The 16,396-nt window shown below is 71.1% G+C and carries 13 protein-coding genes and 1 pseudogene; 9 read left to right on the top strand and 5 right to left on the bottom strand.

The genetic code is table 11. The features are described 5' to 3' along the window. Positions 1-167 precede the first annotated feature (167 nt). A complete protein-coding gene (locus HED23_RS18635) occupies positions 168-1,169 on the top strand; it encodes a helix-turn-helix transcriptional regulator (RefSeq protein WP_203184531.1) in 1,002 nt (333 codons plus the stop codon). Between the two features lie 134 nt (positions 1,170-1,303). Here the strand turns inward: HED23_RS18635 and HED23_RS18630 are convergent, their stop codons facing one another. Together HED23_RS18630 and HED23_RS18625 are read right to left on the bottom strand one after the other, a co-directional pair. After that, positions 1,304-2,374, bottom strand: a complete 1,071-nt coding sequence (locus HED23_RS18630) for a bile acid:sodium symporter family protein (protein ID WP_398086775.1) — start codon at positions 2,372-2,374, stop codon at positions 1,304-1,306. Between the two features lie 204 nt (positions 2,375-2,578). After that, positions 2,579-3,247 carry a DUF4232 domain-containing protein gene (locus HED23_RS18625; protein ID WP_203184529.1) on the bottom strand — a complete coding sequence of 223 codons (669 nt, stop codon included), beginning with the start codon at positions 3,245-3,247 and terminating at the stop codon, positions 2,579-2,581. Between the two features lie 228 nt (positions 3,248-3,475). Here HED23_RS18625 and HED23_RS18620 point away from each other — a divergent pair, with 228 nt between their 5' ends. From HED23_RS18620 to HED23_RS18595, 6 genes and pseudogenes are all read left to right on the top strand, one after another. Continuing rightward, on the top strand, positions 3,476-4,618 hold the full coding sequence (locus tag HED23_RS18620; protein ID WP_203184528.1) for a PP2C family protein-serine/threonine phosphatase: 1,143 nt from the start codon (positions 3,476-3,478) through the stop codon (positions 4,616-4,618). Positions 4,619-4,711: 93 nt separating this feature from the next. Next, a pseudogene (locus tag HED23_RS18615) lies at positions 4,712-5,677 on the top strand (MFS transporter); the annotation flags it as partial. 38 nt (positions 5,678-5,715) lie between these two features. Further along, positions 5,716-6,645, top strand: a complete 930-nt coding sequence (locus tag HED23_RS18610) for an oxidoreductase (RefSeq protein ID WP_203184527.1) — start codon at positions 5,716-5,718, stop codon at positions 6,643-6,645. A gap of 497 nt (positions 6,646-7,142) precedes the next feature. Next, a complete protein-coding gene (locus tag HED23_RS18605) occupies positions 7,143-7,709 on the top strand; it encodes a PadR family transcriptional regulator (RefSeq protein WP_203184526.1) in 567 nt (188 codons plus the stop codon). Between the two features lie 47 nt (positions 7,710-7,756). Then, positions 7,757-9,475, top strand: a complete 1,719-nt coding sequence (locus tag HED23_RS18600) for an acyl-CoA dehydrogenase family protein (protein ID WP_203184525.1) — start codon at positions 7,757-7,759, stop codon at positions 9,473-9,475. Between the two features lie 93 nt (positions 9,476-9,568). Beyond that, on the top strand, positions 9,569-9,925 hold the full coding sequence (locus HED23_RS18595; protein WP_203184524.1) for a hypothetical protein: 357 nt from the start codon (positions 9,569-9,571) through the stop codon (positions 9,923-9,925). A gap of 306 nt (positions 9,926-10,231) precedes the next feature. On the opposite strand, the gene HED23_RS18590 is transcribed toward HED23_RS18595, so the two are convergent. The 3 genes from HED23_RS18590 to HED23_RS18580 form a co-directional block, all read right to left on the bottom strand. Further along, positions 10,232-11,278: a 2-hydroxyacid dehydrogenase gene (locus HED23_RS18590; protein WP_238442024.1), complete on the bottom strand. Its 1,047-nt coding sequence runs from the start codon at positions 11,276-11,278 to the stop codon at positions 10,232-10,234. A 16-nt stretch (positions 11,279-11,294) separates the two neighbouring features. After that, positions 11,295-12,569 carry a glucarate dehydratase family protein gene (locus HED23_RS18585; protein WP_203184522.1) on the bottom strand — a complete coding sequence of 425 codons (1,275 nt, stop codon included), beginning with the start codon at positions 12,567-12,569 and terminating at the stop codon, positions 11,295-11,297. 73 nt (positions 12,570-12,642) lie between these two features. Beyond that, positions 12,643-13,629: a 2-hydroxyacid dehydrogenase gene (locus tag HED23_RS18580; RefSeq protein ID WP_203184521.1), complete on the bottom strand. Its 987-nt coding sequence runs from the start codon at positions 13,627-13,629 to the stop codon at positions 12,643-12,645. 238 nt (positions 13,630-13,867) lie between these two features. Between HED23_RS18580 and HED23_RS18575 the strand changes: the two genes are divergently transcribed. Both HED23_RS18575 and HED23_RS18570 read left to right on the top strand, forming a co-directional pair. Next, entirely contained in the window at positions 13,868-15,460 is a 1,593-nt protein-coding gene (locus HED23_RS18575) for an ABC transporter substrate-binding protein (RefSeq protein WP_203184520.1), read from the top strand. A 1-nt stretch (position 15,461) separates the two neighbouring features. Next, entirely contained in the window at positions 15,462-16,391 is a 930-nt protein-coding gene (locus tag HED23_RS18570) for an ABC transporter permease (RefSeq protein ID WP_203184519.1), read from the top strand. Positions 16,392-16,396 lie beyond the last annotated feature (5 nt).

Genomic DNA, 16,396 nt, shown 5'->3' with positions numbered 1-16,396 from the left:
CGCGTCACCGCCCGGCCGGGGCACCCGGAGCGGGCCGCGTATCCGGTCCGGGCGGGATCTCTTGACTTCACGGCTGCTGGCTTCCTTCCGGTCACGTGCATGTTGCGGACCACGGTCGCACGGGAAGCGGTCAGGATGTGTCCGCTACTCCGGTCGATACTGGTGACATGCCGAAGACCTCAGCGCGACTGCTGTCTCTCCTCTCCCTGCTCCAGGCGCGCCGTGACTGGCCCGGGCACGTGCTGGCGGAGCGGCTGGACGTCAGTCCGCGCACCGTGCGGCGTGACGTCGACCGCCTGCGCGAACTCGGCTACCCCGTGGTGGCCGCCAAGGGCCCCGACGGGGGCTACCGGCTCGAAGCCGGCGCGCAACTGCCGCCGCTGCTCTTCGACGACGACCAGGCCGTCGCCCTGGCCGTGGCGCTCCGGACCGCCGGCACCACAGGAGCGGGCATCGAGGAAGCCGCGGCACGCGCGCTGAACACGGTCCGGCAGGTCATGCCGGCACGGCTGCGGCACCGCGTCGACGCCCTCCACGTCACAGCGGTCGAACGGGTGGGAACCCAGCCGGTACCGCAGGCGGACCCCCGCGTTCTCGTCGCGCTCAGCGCGGCCGTACAAGCCCGCGAGGTACTGCGCTTCGACTATGCCTCCGATTCCCAGGAGGCCGGTGCGGGCCCGGCCGTGACGCCGCCGCGCCGGGCCCAGCCGCACCACCTCGTCACCTGGCGCGGGCGTTGGTATCTCGTCGCCTGGGACCTCGACCGTGAGGACTGGCGGACCTTCCGCGCCGACCGGATCGCCCCGCGCACCCCGGCGGGGCCCCGCTTCACCCCGCGTGAGGTGCCCGGGGGGAACGTGGAGGACTTCGTGGCCGGCAGATTCCAGGGCTCCGACAGCGGAGGCGACTGGCCCTGCCGGGGCGAGGTGATCCTGGATCTGCCGGCCTCCGCCGTGTCCCGCTACACCGGCGACGGAGTCGTCGAGGCGCTCGGCCCCGACCGCTGCCGACTCGTCATGGGGGCGTGGTCCTGGCCGGGGCTGGCAGCCACGATCGGCAGGTTCGACGCCGACATCCAGGTCGTGGGACCGGTGGAGCTCAGGGACGCCTTCGCGCACCTGGCGCGCCGCTACGCCGAGGCCGCGGCCGGTGAACCCCCGAGGCCGTGAACGGGCCTCGTCGACCGGTCCGCCCGTACGTCCCCGCCCAAGGGCCGTCCTCGCGCGGCCGGGACCGGCGACGGAACGCAGAAGGCGTTCGCCCGGGGATGCCGGGCGAACGCCTTCGGGCCGCGGGACTCCGGTCAGGATTCCTCGGCGGTCGCGGTCTTCGGTGCCGTACCCGCGATCGCGGGCGCGGGCTCCTCGTGCCGGGAGCGGTGGGACATCCAGGCGGCGACCAGGGCGCCCGAGATGTTGTGCCACACGGAGAAGACCGCGGCCGGCAGAGCGGCCAGCGGACTGAAGTGCGCGGCCGCCAGTGAGGCGGCGAGCCCGGAGTTCTGCATGCCGACCTCGAAGGCCATGGCCCGGCTTGCGGGCCGGCCGAGGCCTGAGATCTTGCCCGCACCGTAGCCGAGCGCGAGGCCTAGGCCGTTGTGCAGCACGACGGCGATCAGCACGGTCACGGCGGCCGACTTGATGGTGCCGGCGCTGCCCGCCACGACGGCACACACGATCGCGGCGATGGCCAGCGACGACAGCCAGGGCATGAGACCGAGCACCCGGTCGACGAACCTGCCCGCCACCAGCCGCACCACGAGGCCGCCGAGGACCGGCAGCAGCACCGTCTTGAGGATGTCCGTGATCATCGATCCGGCGTCCACCGGCAGGTACGCACCCGCCAGCAGCAGCGTCAGGGGCGGCGTCACCAGCGGCGCGACCAGGGTGGAGACCGTGGCGACGGAGACCGACAGCGCCACGTCCCCGCGAGCCAGGAAGGTCACCACGTTCGACGCGGTGCCGCTCGGCGCGCAGCCGACCAGGATGAGTCCGGCCGCCAGTTGCGGTGGCAGGGAGAGCAGATGGGCGATGGCCCAGCCGAGGCCAGGCATGATCACGTAGTGCGCGACCAGGCCGATGGCCACGGCCCACGGACGCTTCGCCACACCCCTGAAGTCGAGCGGAGTCATCGTCAGCCCCATGCAGAACATGACGATCCCCAGCAGGTACGGGACCGATTCCGTCCAGCCGTCGAACGTGCCGGGTGTGACGAGACCGGCTACGCCCGCCGCCAGCACGAGTACGGGGAACACGGTGACGGCGCGCCTCGCCGCCTTGTCGTCGGAGGCCGTTTGATCTGGGGCTATCTGTTCGGTTTGCACAGGCGCGATGGAACGCCGCAGGTGTGCGCCTTCGCAAACGCGTCTCGACATATGGACTGCGTGTCCAGGATGTGTCTGTCCTGAGGTCGCGGCGGATGCGGCTGCGGACGCACGCCCCGCCCGCGGGCGTCGGCCCGGCGGAACCGCAGCGGTGGCCGGGCGATCAGGCGCCGAACCGGCTCGTCCGGCCCGCGAGACGTGCCGCGCGACGACTTCGGCGGCAGGGTCTCCACCGGTCCTGAGGGTTCGTCATCCCTACTTCCCCGAGCCGACCGGGTCCACGGTGATGCGGGAAGCGGAGCCGGAGTCCGCGGGAATGCCGACGGAGAGGGGCATGCGGTGCGACCGGGTCTCGTCCGGTGGTGTCACGAGGGCAGAGGTGAACGTGACGCCCGAGCCGCCGCTGACGTCCGGCGGGAAGTGCAGGGAGAAGTTCGTGCCTTCCCCCGGCGCCAGTGTGACCGTCGGGACCGATCGGCCGCTGCTGCGTCCGGCGCTCACGGTGCCGTCCTCGCTCGTGAGGTCCAGGCCGGGGAACCCGCGCATCGAGCAGGACGCGGACCCGGTGTTCTCCAGGTTGATCAGCACCTCTCCCTCGGCCATTCCGCCGGAACTGCTGAAGGAGAGGTTCGCGGTCCGGCAGGTGCCGCCGGACAAGGCGGCGGGAGCCGGGGCGGAGGCCTGGGTGTACCCCGCGCCGGAACCCCCGGTGGCGCCGGTGGCGCCGGTGGCGCCGGTGCCGCCCGGGCTGTCGGAGGCGCTCGGGCCGCCGGTGACGCCCGGACTGACGGCGCCGGTGGTCCCGGAGGGTGCTGCCGCCGAGGCGGACGCCGCCGGGCCGGAGCCGCTGCTGCCGTCATCGCAGGCGGTGAGGGAGAGGGCCGCCACGAGGGCGACGGCGGCGGATGTCTTCTGAAGGCGCATGAGTTCCCCTTGGGCAGGCACCGGCTGCTCCGTACGAGCACGTACATGGGCAATGCACTCAACTGCGTGGTGGTGGGTGGCATGCCGGGCCGAAGATCATCACGTGGGAGGAACACCGGCCCGCTCCGCCCTCACAAGAAGCTCGTGCCCGTCAGGAGCCGTGCCATGTACGCCGTCCCGGGGAAGCCAGGGGATGCGGAGTGCCGCGCTTGCGGGCAGCGTGGGGGAGTGCCACAGCTGCTGAGAACCCAGTGGATCCCCGTAGGCCTCATCGTGCTGGCCGTGGTGGTCGACCTGGCCACCCCGCACGATGTGACGTCGGCGCCGCTCCTCATGGCGGCGCCCGTCGCCGCCGCGCCGCTCTGCGGGGTCCGCGGGATCATCGGCGTCGGCCTCACGGCGATGGTCGTCCACGCGTTCCTGGCGCGGCTCGACGGGACCTTCGGCTGGCGTGCGGGGGTGGCCAACCAGCTCACCCTGGCGGCCGTCACCGCGCTCGCCGTCCTGATCCACCGCACACTGCGCCGGCAGGACGCCCGCGCCCGGCGCGCGCAGCACGTCGCGGCCGTCGCCCAGCGTGCCGTGCTGCCCAGGCCCCCGTCACGCCTGGGGGATCTGCACATCGACGCACGGTACGTCCCGGCCGAGAGCGAGGCGCTGATCGGCGGGGACCTGTACGTGGTGCAGAACACTCCGTACGGAATCCGGATGATGGTCGGTGACGTACGGGGGAAAGGGCTGGGTGCCGTCAGCGCCGTCAGCGCCGACCTGGGGGCCTTCCGGTACGCGGCGGACGAGGCCGAGGACCTTCCGCAACTGGTGACCCGCCTGGAGAGGGCCCTCCTGCGCGAGGGCGGCCGGCGTGGCGGACAGCAGCAGGAGGAGGGCTTCACGACGGCTCTCATCGCGGAGTTCTCCACGGACCTGGAAACCGTACGCCTCGTCAACCGGGGTCATCCGCCTCCCGTGCTCCTCGACGGGCAGGGCCGGGCCACGCTTCTGGAGGCGTCCGAGGAGGCACCCCCGCTGGGGATGAGCGACCTGGGTGCCTGGTCCGCCCCGGTCGACAGTTTCTCCTTCCCGGCCGGCTCCACACTGCTCTGCTACACGGACGGCGTCACCGAGTCCCGCGACGCCACCGGGGGTTTCTACGACCCCGTCGCCCGTCTGCCGCACGTTCTCGGCAGGCGGCCGCACTCGGGTGGCCGCCTCGTGCCCGGGCAGATCCTGGACCTGCTGATCCAGGACGTCCGGCGCCACGCCGGCGGCCGGCCCCAGGACGACCAGGCCATGCTGGCCCTGCACCGCGCCGACGTGGGGGACGAACCCGTACCGACTGAGAGGACCGCACCGGCCGCCTCTCCGGGCTGACGGCGGAGCCGAGGCCCGGTCGCCGCTCGTCCAGGGCCGTTTGTCACGCGGCGAGCTGGACATGATCCCGTCCGTGACGGAGAGTCGTGACGCGTGGGCATGGGGCTGAGTGTGCTCGGGTTCCAGCAGGCGTCCGCCTGGGGCTGGAGCAGCGCCGCCACCTGGGGCTGCGTCGTCGGAGGCATCGTCGTCCTGGCGGTGTTCTGCCGCTACGAACTCGGGGTGGCGGAACCGCTCAGGCTTCAGGTCTTCCGTGACCGGGCGTTCACCGTCGACATGTTCGTCCTCTTCTTCGCGATGCTGGCCTTTGTCCCGGTGTTCTTCTTCGCCTCCGTCTACGCGCAGGTCTCCCTGAGCGCCTCGCCGAACCAGGCCGCGCTGTATCTGCTGTACTTCTTCATCGGCTTCGGGATCGCTTCCCGGTGGGGCGGCCGGATCCTGGACCGGCGCGGAGCCCGGCCTGCGATGAAGCTCGGCACGGCGCTCGGGGCGGTGGGGTTCGCACTGTGGGCGAACAAGCTGACGGACCTGTCGATGCACGACCAGTGGCCCTACGCTGCTCTCGCCGGTGCCGGCATCGGCTTCCTCCTCGCACCGGCCTCCACCGACGCGGTCAACCGGTCGATCGGAGCCTCGTACGGAGAGGTCACCGGCGTCACCCAGACCGTGCGCAACTTCGCGGCCAGTATCGGGATCGCCGTCTTCGGGACGGTGCTCACCCACGTCACGACCGACAGGGTCGTGGAGACCCTCACGTCCAAGGGGCTGCCGGCAGGCCCGGCGAACGACGCCGCCCGGTCGGTCGCGGAGGCCGTCACAGGAAACGCGGACACACGGGAACCGGCCGGTGACGGCCGGATCGCCACGCTGATGCGGGACTCGATGGACGCCATCAGGCTGGACTTCGCCGAGGCGAACCAATGGGTGTTCTACGGGATGGCCATCGCGCTCGGTATCGCCTACCTGTGCGCGCATCGGCATCCGGGGACGCGGGTGACGGGAGACACGCCCGCCCGTACTGCGGAGCCGGGGCCGGGTACCCGGGAAGACGATCGCTGAGGACGTGTGCGGGCGCTCCGGCCGGGGAGGCGTGAGGTATGCACTCATGGACTCTCGACGACATGCCCGACCTCACAGGCACCACCGCGGTGGTCACGGGCGCGAACAGCGGAATCGGAGCGGTGACGGCGCTCGCTCTGGCACGCTCCGGTGCCCGGACGATCCTCGCCTGCCGTGACCCCGGGCGTGGGATGCGCGCCCTGGACGCCGTTCGCCGTGCCGCGCCGGGCTCGGACGCCCGGCTCGTCGGTCTCGACCTGGCGGACCTCTCCGCCGTGGCCGAGGCCGCAGGGCACATCGCGAAGGAGTCGGACGGCAGGCTCGACCTGCTCGTCAACAACGCGGGCGTGATGGCCTTGCCCCTGCTGCGCACGGCCGACGGCTTCGAGATGCAGTTCGGCACCAACCACCTCGGCCACTTCGCGCTCACCCACCACTTGCTGCCCCTCCTCGGGGCGGGAGGCCCGTCGCGGGTCGTCAACGTGTCGTCGCTGGCGCACCGCATCGGCCGTATCGACTTCGGTGACCTCAACGCCGAGCGCGGCTACGACAAGTGGCGTGCCTACGCGCAGTCCAAGCTCGCCAACCTGCTCTTCACCGCGGAACTCCAGCGCCGTGCAGACCTGGCCGGCAAGCGCGTACTCGCGCTGGCCGCCCATCCGGGTCTGTCCGCCACGGAGCTGGGCCAGGCGGGCCCACGGATGGCCGGACGGACCTGGGCGGCCAAGCTGGAGCGGGTGACGCGCGTCTACACGCAGCCGGCGTCCGCCGGTGCCCTGCCGACGCTGTACGCGGCCACCCTGCCCGACGCGCCGGGCGGAAGCTACTACGGCCCCCGGCTGCTGGGCGGTACGAGGGGAGGCCCCGGACCCGCGCACATGTCGGCCCGGGCCCAGGACATGACCACGGCACGGGCACTGTGGGACGAATCGGCGCGCCTCACCGGCGTGTCCGCCGATGTCATCTGAGGCCGGCACCGCGCTCGTCCTCCGTGGCGCGGTGCCGCCGCCGACCCGGCCTCAGTGATGCGGGCCTGCCTTCGTGATGCGGGCCGGCCTTCGTGATGCGGGCCGGCCTTCGTGATGCGGGTCGGCCTTCGTGATGCGGGTCGGCCGGGCCCCACCGGTCCCGTACGCCCCGCCCGATGACGCGGACCTGCGGGAACCCTGGTGCGGCTGCCCTGCCGCTTCGCGCGGCGCTCCTCCGGCATCACTTGCCCGTCCTCGCCGGGCCCAAGAAGGCCCGCCCGTCGCGGCAGTCGCACCGGAGGAGGTGCCGGCCCTGCTCCTTACCGGGAATGCGGTCCCCGCGAATGCCGCCGCCCGAGGCGCGACAGTGATCGCGGAGGAGTGCGGCCCGCCTCGGGGGCGTGCCGGGAGCGTCGACAGGGGTGGCGGCGGGTGAGGCGTGTCTCACCCGGCCGCCGCCGCTTGCTATGCAACGAGTTGCATAGAACGATCGGGGCATGGCGCTCGAACACGCGATTCTCGTCTCCCTGCTGGAGCAGCCGGGCTCAGGCTATGAGCTGGCCCGGCGGTTCGAGCGTTCCATCGGGTACTTCTGGACCGCCACGCACCAGCAGATCTACCGTGTCCTCAAGCGCATGGAGAGCGACGGCCTGCTCGACGTCCGCGACGTCCCGCAGGAGCGCCGGCCGGACAAGAAGGAGTACTCCGTCGCCGGCCCGGGCCGTGCGGCCCTCTCCGGCTGGCTGCACGAACCGATCGAACCCGAGAGCCTCCGCCACGACCTCGCGGTGAAGATCCGTGGTGCGGCCTTCGACGACCCGTCCGCGCTGCTCCACGAGGTCGAGCGGCACCACCGGGTGCACAGCGACCGGCTCGCGCACTACCTCGCCGGTGAGCTGCGTGATTTCACCGGCCCCGGGGCCCCCGCGCCTCTCGACGCGGGCCAGGAGCTGCAGCACGTCGTGCTGCGCGGCGGCATCGCGTACGAACGCATGACGGTGGCCTGGCTCGACGACGTTCTCGCCACGCTCCACAGGATCGGCACGGCCGGCCCATCCCTCTGAAACCTCCTTCGTCCTCCTGCCCCTGATCCCTCGGAAGGCTTGTCACCATGGCAGACCCGCTGCTGTTCAACCCGCGTTCGTACGACCCGGCGCACTTCGACCCCGAGACCCGCAGGCTGCTGCGCGCCACCATCGACTGGTTCGAGGACCGCGGCAAGCGGCGGCTCGTCGAGGACTACCGGTCCCGCGCCTGGCTGGGGGACTTCCTCGAGTTCGCTTCCAAGGAGGGCCTGTTCGCCACCTTCCTCACCCCTGCCTCCGCCGCCGAGCGGGAGGACCAGCGCTGGGACACCGCCCGGATCGCCGCGCTCAACGAGATCTTCGGGTTCTACGGACTCGACTACTGGTACGCCTGGCAAGTGACCATCCTCGGTCTCGGCCCGGTCTGGCAGAGCGACAACGCGGCCGCCCGCACCCGTGCGGCGGAACTCCTCGCCCAGGGAGAGGTGTTCGCCTTCGGCCTGTCGGAGAAGGCGCACGGCGCAGACATCTACTCCACCGACATGCTTCTGGAGCCGGACGGGGACGGCGGCTTCCTGGCCACCGGTTCCAAGTACTACATAGGCAACGGCAACGCCGCCGGCCTCGTCTCCGTCTTCGGCCGCCGCACCGACGTCGAAGGCCCTGACGGCTACGTGTTCTTCGCGGCCGACAGCCGCCACTCCGCCTACCACCTGGTGCAGAACGTCGTCGACTCCTCCAAGTACGTCAGCGAGTTCCGGCTCGACGGCTATCCGGTCGGCCCCGACGACGTCCTGCACACCGGCCGCGCGGCTTTCGACGCCGCCCTCAACACCGTCAACGTGGGCAAGTTCAACCTCTGCACCGCATCGATCGGCATCTGCGAGCACGCGATGTACGAGGCCGTCACCCACGCGCACAACCGCATCCTCTACGGCCGCCCGGTGACCGCCTTCCCGCACGTCCGCCGTGAGCTGGCGGACGCCTACGTCCGGCTCGTGGGCATGAAGCTGTTCAGCGACCGAGCCGTCGACTACTTCCGCTCGGCCGGACCCGACGACCGCCGGTACCTGCTGTTCAACCCGATGACGAAGATGAAGGTGACCACCGAGGGCGAGAAGGTCATCGACCTGATGTGGGACGTCATCGCCGCCAAGGGCTTCGAGAAGGACACGTACTTCGCCCAGGCGGCCGTGGAGATCCGCAGCCTGCCCAAGCTGGAGGGCACGGTCCACGTCAACCTCGCCCTCATCCTCAAGTTCATGCGCAACCACCTGCTGGATCCGGCCGGATACGAGCCGGTGACGACACGCCTCGACGCCGCCGACGACGCGTTCCTCTTCCGGCAGGGCCCCGCCCGCGGCCTCGGCTCCGTACGCTTCCACGACTGGCGCCCGGCCTACGACGCGTACGCCGCGGTGCCCAACGTCGCACGTTTCCGGGAACAGGCTGACGCGCTGTGCGAGTTCGTGGCCGACGCCGCGCCCGACGAGCAGCAGAGCCGGGACCTCGACTTCCTGCTGTCCGTCGGCCAGCTCTTCGCACTGGTGGTCCACGGGCAGCTGATCCTGGAGCAGGCGCGTCTCACGGGCCTGGACGAGGACGTGCTGGACGAGCTGTTCTCCGTACTCGTCCGCGACTTCTCCGCGAACGCGGTCGAGCTGCACGGCAAGGACTCCGCGACCGGGGCGCAGCAGCGCTGGGCCATCGCGGCGGTACGGCGTCCTGTCGTCGACGACGCCCGCGCGGCGCGTGTCTGGGCCCGCGTCGAGGCGCTGTCGGGGGCGTACGAGACGGGTCTGTAGCCCGGGCGGGTACCAGGCCGCATCGCCTGCGCCTGCCGGGGCATATGGAAGGTCCGGCGGCCGGATCCGGTCGGCTGCCAGGAGGAGGCGACGATGGAAACGGTCTGGACAGGCCCCGCACAGGTGGACCGCCCGCTGGACGACGACGTGATCGGCTACGGCGTGGAGGCACCGGACGGGAGCGTGGGAACAGTCATCAGGCTCTCCCCGGTACCGGGATTCGACCATCTGGTGATCGATGCGGGGGTCTGGAAGTTCGGGCGGAGCGTCGTCGTGCCCGCCGGTATGGTGACCGCCGTCGACGGCACCGAACGGGTGATCCGGGTCAGGTGCACCAAGGACCAGATTAAGGACGCCCCGCGCTTCGAGCGTGATCAGGACACGGGAGACCTCTTCTATCTGAGGACGCTCGGCACGTACTACGAGTCGCTTGCCGCCGCCCCTGAATGAGAGCGGACACCGGCGCCACCGAAACCCGTCGGTGGTGCCGGACGGCTGTCCGGCCCCGAGCGCCCGGAGGTACCGCGCGCGGCGTGACCGTGCGACGCCACCCCTCTGCCCTCCGTCCTTCCTCCGAGTGGTGGACGCCGGGGCATCCGGCAGTACGGCACCTACCGCCGCGTCCGCCGTTTCCTCCTGCGGAGAGCCGGGCCTCCGGGCGGCGGAGGGCGCGTACCCGTCGTGGCCCGGTGGTCCCGCCCGGTCCTGACGTCGGATCGGGAGAAGCCGGCTTCGGGCGCCGGTGGTTCCTGTACGTCAGTGGCCGGGCGGGAGAGGGCCGCCGGAAGGCCGGGCGGAGTCACGAAGCGCGCTGCCGGTCCACTGCGCCGCCGCTCGGGTGTCCCCGGCGCGCACCACGTTCACGAGCGGTTCACCGCGTTCCAGGCGGACGATGTTGTCGGCGATCTCTGCTGCACGGGCCGCGAAGGTGTCGCTGGTGTGGCCCGAGTTGTGAGGAGTCATGAGCACGTTAGGCAGTTCGTGGAAGGGCAGCCGGCTCGGCGGGTCCGGCGGTCCGGACCACCACACGTCGAGGGCCGCGCCGCCGATGGTGCCGGAACGGAGTGCCTCGTAGAGCGCCTCCTCCTGTACGACCGGCCCCCGGGCCACGTTGACCAGCAGCGACCCGGCTCCCATGGCCTTCAGCTCGGCCGGGCCGATCAGCCCCCGGGTGGCAGGGCTCAGAGGGACCGTGACCACCACGATGTCCGACTCGGTGAGGAGGTCGGGCAGGCGGTCGTCGCCACCGATCCAGTCGGGCCGCAGGTCGGCGGGGAACGGTGCGGTGGGGTCACGCCGCACGGCACGCACCCCGAGACCGACGGCCTGGCACAGCCGGGCGACCTCGGTCCCGGTCTCGCCGAAGCCGATGATGCCGACCCGACGGCCGCGCAGCGTCGACCCGAACGGGAGTCCGGGATCGACGGCCACGTTGCGCCAGCGTCCGGCGCGCAGCTCTCGCTCGGCCGTCAGTACGTCGCGGGAGAGCATCAGCGCGGCCATCAGTACGTGTTCCGCGATGGAGGGGCCGTGGTGATGGGTGGTGGCGACCGTCACCCCGGGGTGGAGCGCGTCGAGCGGAATGCCGTCGTAGCCGGCCCCGACGACGTGCACGAGGCGCAGCCGCGCTGCCTGCCGGGCGTCCTCCGCCCGGAGCTTCGACCCGACGTACACCTCGACGTCGGGGAGGGCGCCGGCGATCCGGCCGGCGTCCCAGTCGAAGGCGTCCAGCCAGACGTGCCGGCCTTCCGCGCGGGCCTTGAGCGGTTCGTGGAACCTGCTGAGGATGCGGTGATTGAGCATGATGCGCACGATCGGGTCACCACCGGGGGGTCTTGATCGAGAACGAGGGGTCGAAACGGCGCATGTAGCCGGTGTCGTCCCGGTCGCGCAGCCCGCAGTCGAGGTACTGGCGGTGGAGCCGTGCGAGTGCGTCCCGGTCCAGTGTCACGCCCAGGCCCGGAGCCGTCGGCACGGCGACGCCGCCTTCGCTGAACTTCAGCACCCCGGGGTCCACCACGTCCTCGTCCGGCCGTTTCCACGGCCAGTGCGTGTCGCAGGCGTAGTTCAGGCGCGGCGTGGCCGCCGCCAGGTGGGTCATCGCCGCGAGGCTGATACCCAGGTGCGAGTTGGAGTGCATCGACATGCCCAGCCCGAAGGTGTCGCAGATCGCGGAGAGTTGGCCGCAACGTCGCAGCCCGCCCCAGAAGTGGTGGTCGGACAGGACGATGCTCACCGCTCCCCGCGCCACGGCCGGGGCCAGGTCGTCGAAGGAGACCACGCACATGTTGGTCGCCAGCGGCGTCGGTGTCCGCCCGGCGACTGCCGCCATGCCCTCGATGCCCTCGGTGGGGTCCTCCAGGTACTGCAGGACGCCCTCCAGTTCGCGGGCGACGTTCACGGAGGTCTCCGTGCTCCAGGCCGCGTTGGGATCGAGACGCAGGGGAAGTCCAGGGAACGCCTTCCGCAGCTCCCTGATGGCCGCCATCTCCTCGTCCGGCGGGAAGACGCCTCCCTTGAGCTTGATGGAGGAGAAGCCGTACGTCTCGATCATCCGGCGGGCCTGGTCGACCAGGCCCGCCGGATCGAGGGCCGCGCCCCAGTCGTCGTCGTCCTGGGCGGGGTGCCCGGCCCACTTGTAGAAGAGATACGCGCTGTAGGGGACCGCGGGGCGCACGGCTCCCCCCAGCAGGTCGCTGACCGGCCGGCCGACGAGCTTGCCCTGGATGTCCAGGCACGCGACGTCGAACGGCGACATGACCCGGTCCACGGCGCTGCTGCCGGTGACCATCCCGGACATGCCGTCGCCACCCGTGGTGTCGGTTCCCAGCGCACGCTCGGTGCGGGCGATCAGGTCGTTGAGGCTCCAGACGTCCATGCCGTCCAGCTCGGCGGCGGCGCGGCGCAGCCGCTCCAGGTGCACCGTGCCGCCGTAGGTCTCGCCGATGCCGCTGATCCCGCCCTCCGTGGTGATCTCCACGATGGTGCGCAGCGCGTACGGCTCGTGCACACCGACCGTGTTGAGCAGGGGAGGGTCCCGGAAGGCCACGGGGGTCACGGTGACGTCGACGATGCGTTCGGAGCTGCGCGCCATGCGGGCTGTCCTCACTGTGGTGATCACGTTCTCATCTGTGGACGTAATTCTTATGTATGGACGCGCGACTGTGTCAATGGGTTGACGGGGAGGCCTCCGGAACCGGGGTGAGCAGGACACCTTCGGTCATGAACCGCCGGAGATTGCGCAGGGCCAGGTCGCCCATGGCCGCACGGGTCTCCCGGGTGGCGCTGGCGATGTGCGGGAGCAGCACCACCCGGTCCGACTCCAGCAGGGCACGGGGTACGTTCGGTTCGTCGGTGAACACGTCTAGCGCGGCACCCGCTATGCGCTCCGTCTCCAGCGCCGCGACCAGGGCCTGCTCGTCGACGACGCTGCCCCGTGCGACGTTGACCAGGTAACCCTGGGGGCCGAGCGCCTCCAGCACCGCCGCCGACACCAGCCCTTCGGTGCCCCGCCCTCCCGCGACGGTGACGACCAGCGCGTCGCACGCCTCGGCCAGGGCCTCCGCGGTGGGCAGGTGGCGGTGGCCGACGCCGGGTACGGGTGTGCGCGTGCAGTAGGCGACCTGTACGCCGAACCCCTCCAGTCGCCGGGCGACGGCCCGCCCGATACGTCCCAGCCCCAGGATGCCCACCCGCTTCCCGCTCACGCTGGAGGCGAGCGGGAAGGGTGCGGCGCCCCAGCCGCCGGCGCGTACGTACCGGTCCGCCTCCGACATCCGGCGCATGACGTCGATCAGGGCGCCGACCGCGAGGTCGGCCACGCAGTCGGTGAGCACGTCGGGGGTGTTGCTGACGTCCACGCCCCGGGCCCGGGCCCTGACCACGTCCGTCGTCTCGTAGCCGACGCCGAAGTGGACGATCGCCCCCAGTCGCGGCAGCGCGTCCATCAGGGCGTCGTCGACTCCGACCCGTGCGCTGGTCACGGCGGCGACCACGTCGTCGCCGTGGTCACGCAAGAAGGCCGCCGGGTCGGACAGCTCCGGCAGGCGGACCGTGCGGTACCGCTCGGACAGCGTGCTCTCCAGGGCGGGGAGCAGCGGGCACACCTGGAGGACGGTGTCGGGGGCGCTCGCGCGGGTTGATGAGTTCGGCAAGGTGACACTCCGGTCTTCGTGGGGTTTCGAGGGGCCTGCGGCGGCCGACGGGGTCCGTGCGAGATCCGGCGGGGTGACGCCGGATCGTCCGCATGTCTTGACGCTGCCACGGCGCCGGTTTAGCTTCGCGTTCACAGATACAGACTGAGTACGCAACTGTAGACAACCCGTGGTGGTCGGACCTGTACCCCCGTGCTCGGAACGCGACACATCAGCGATTCCCCGGAGACATGTGACGATGAAGTCCTCCGTTTCATCCACCCAGCGCGCCGCACCCAGGCGGCCCCGCAAGCTGGTGGCGACACTGCTTGCGGGAGCCGTTCTCACGTCCAGCGGGTGCGCCGTGGCCAACAGCGCGGGCGGCGATACCGGCCGTGCCGACGGCCGCACCCTGCGGGTGGTGCTCACCCAGGAGCCACCCACGCTGGAACCCTGTGAGGCATCACTGACAGGCACCGGCGTCGTGGTCCGGTCCAACATCACCGAGCCCCTGGTCGAACGAGATCCCGCCTCCGGCGAGTTGAACCCCCTGCTGGCGACCGGCTGGAAGCAGACCGGGCCCCGCACCTGGACCTTCGACATCCGGTCCGGGGTGACCTTCCAGAACGGAGCGCCCTTCACGGCCGAGGACGCGGCCTTCTCCATCGACCGCGCGGTCAACTCCGACCTCGCCTGCAACGTCGAGGGCTACGTCTTCGGCGACGAGGACCTGGAGGTGGAAGCGGCGGACGACCACCGGCTGACCGTCACCACCGAGAAGCCGGACCCCATCCTCCCCCTGCGCCTGAGTTTCGTGGAGATCGTCCCCCGCACGACCGACGCCGACGCCAAGGTGCGCGTCCCGGTCGGCACGGGCCCCTACGCCGTCCGCTCCTGGCAGCCGGGAGCGGCGATCTCCCTCAACCGCTTCGACGACTACTGGGGCGAGGCCCCGCCCTTCGCACGGGCCCGCTACGTCTGGCGCAGCGACGCCAGTGTCCGCGCCGCCATGATCGACAAGGGTGAGGCGGAGATCGCCGTGGCCCTCGACCCGATGGAAGCGGAGAAGGACACGACGGTCGCCTACCCCAACAACGAGACGACCGCCCTGCGGCTGGACGGCCGCGAGGCTCCGCTCGACGATCTGCGGGTGCGCAGGGCGATCGACCTGGCGGTCGACCGCCAGGGCATCATCGACGCCCTGCTCGGCGGTCTCGCCGAACCCGCCGGCCAACTGGTGCCACCAGGAGTCGTGGGACACAGCGACACGATCGAACCCACGCGGCAGGACATCGCCGAGGCCCGCGCCCTGGTCGAGGAGGCGTCAGCCGACGGTGTGCCCACCCGCCGGCAGATCACCCTGGTCGCCCGCAACGGTATGTTCTCCGGGGTTTCGGAGACGGCGGAGGCACTCCAGTACCAGATGGAGCAGATCGGGCTGAGGGTACGGGTCCGTATGGCCGACACCGCCACACAGCTCCAGTACCAGCTCCGCCCGCTGCCCGAGAACGTCGGCCCCATCGCCCTGCTGATCATGCACGGCAACCAGGCCGGTGACGCGGCCTTCACCACCAGCCAGTACCTGCTGAGCGACGGCCCCCAGTCCACATTCGGCTCGGAGGCACTCGACCGGCGAATCGACGAATCGGCCGCGCTCTTCGGTGAGGACCGGCAGAAGGCCTACGCCGCCCTGCTCGCGGAGCAGAACGAATCCGTCGTCCAGTACACCCACATCGCCCACATGAGCGGACTGCTGGGCCTGTCGCCGTCGATCCGGTACGAGCCCGATTCCGCCACCGGAGACGAACTGCGGCTGGCCGAGGTCGGCCCGGCCGAGAGGGCGAAGGACTGACATGATCCCATTCCTGCGCAAGCGCATACTCTCCAGTGCCGTCCCCCTGGTCTGCGTCGTCCTCGGCGTGTTCTTCCTGGCCCGGATGACCGGCAACCCCGTCGACCTCTACCTCCCCCTGAGCGCCACCTCAGAGCAACGCGCGGAGTTCTCCGCCGCACAGGGTTTCGACCTCTCGATCCCCGCACAGCTGTGGAACTACCTGGTCGACGCCGTGCACTTCGACTTCGGCACCTCGCTGCGGACCGGACAGTCGGCGGGCTCGATGGTGATCGAGGCCTTCCCCGTCACCCTGCAACTCGCGGGCGTGACCATGCTGCTGGCGATCACCGGAGCACTGCTCGTCGGCAGCCTGGCCGCCTACCGCCCCAACTCCCTGATCGACAGGATCGCCAGTCTGCTGTCGATGACGGCCGCCAGCATCCCCGACTTCTGGTTCGCCATCATGGGCGTGCTGGTCTTCGGCGTGAGCCTCGGGCTGCTGCCCACCTCGGGCACGATCGGCGGCCCCGAGATCTGGGTGCTGCCCATCGCGACCCTGCTGATCCGCCCGTTCGGCGTGCTGGTGCAAGTCGTTCGCGGCAGCATGGTCACCGCGCTCTCCGCGCCCTACGTCAAGATCGCCCGAAGCAAGGGCGCGACGCCCCGACGAGTGGTCTTCGGCCACGCCCTGCGCAACGCCGTCACACCTGTGATGACCGTGGCGGGCGACCTGACGGTGGGTCTGGTCAACGGCGCGGTGATCGTCGAGACGATCTTCGGCTGGCCCGGCATCGGCAAACTCATGATCGACTCCATTCTCCAGCGTGACTTCGCGGTCCTCCAGGCGGCCGTCCTCATGACCGCCGTGACGATCTTCGCGCTGAACATCCTCGTCGACGTCTGCCACGCGCTGACCGACCCCCGAGTGCGTCAGGCGGTACCGGCGTGAGCGAA

Source organism: Streptomyces pratensis (assembly GCF_016804005.1).
GTDB lineage: Bacteria > Actinomycetota > Actinomycetes > Streptomycetales > Streptomycetaceae > Streptomyces > Streptomyces pratensis_A.
The sequence above is the reverse complement of the archived record's forward strand: the minus strand, read 5'-3'. Positions and strand labels throughout refer to the sequence as shown.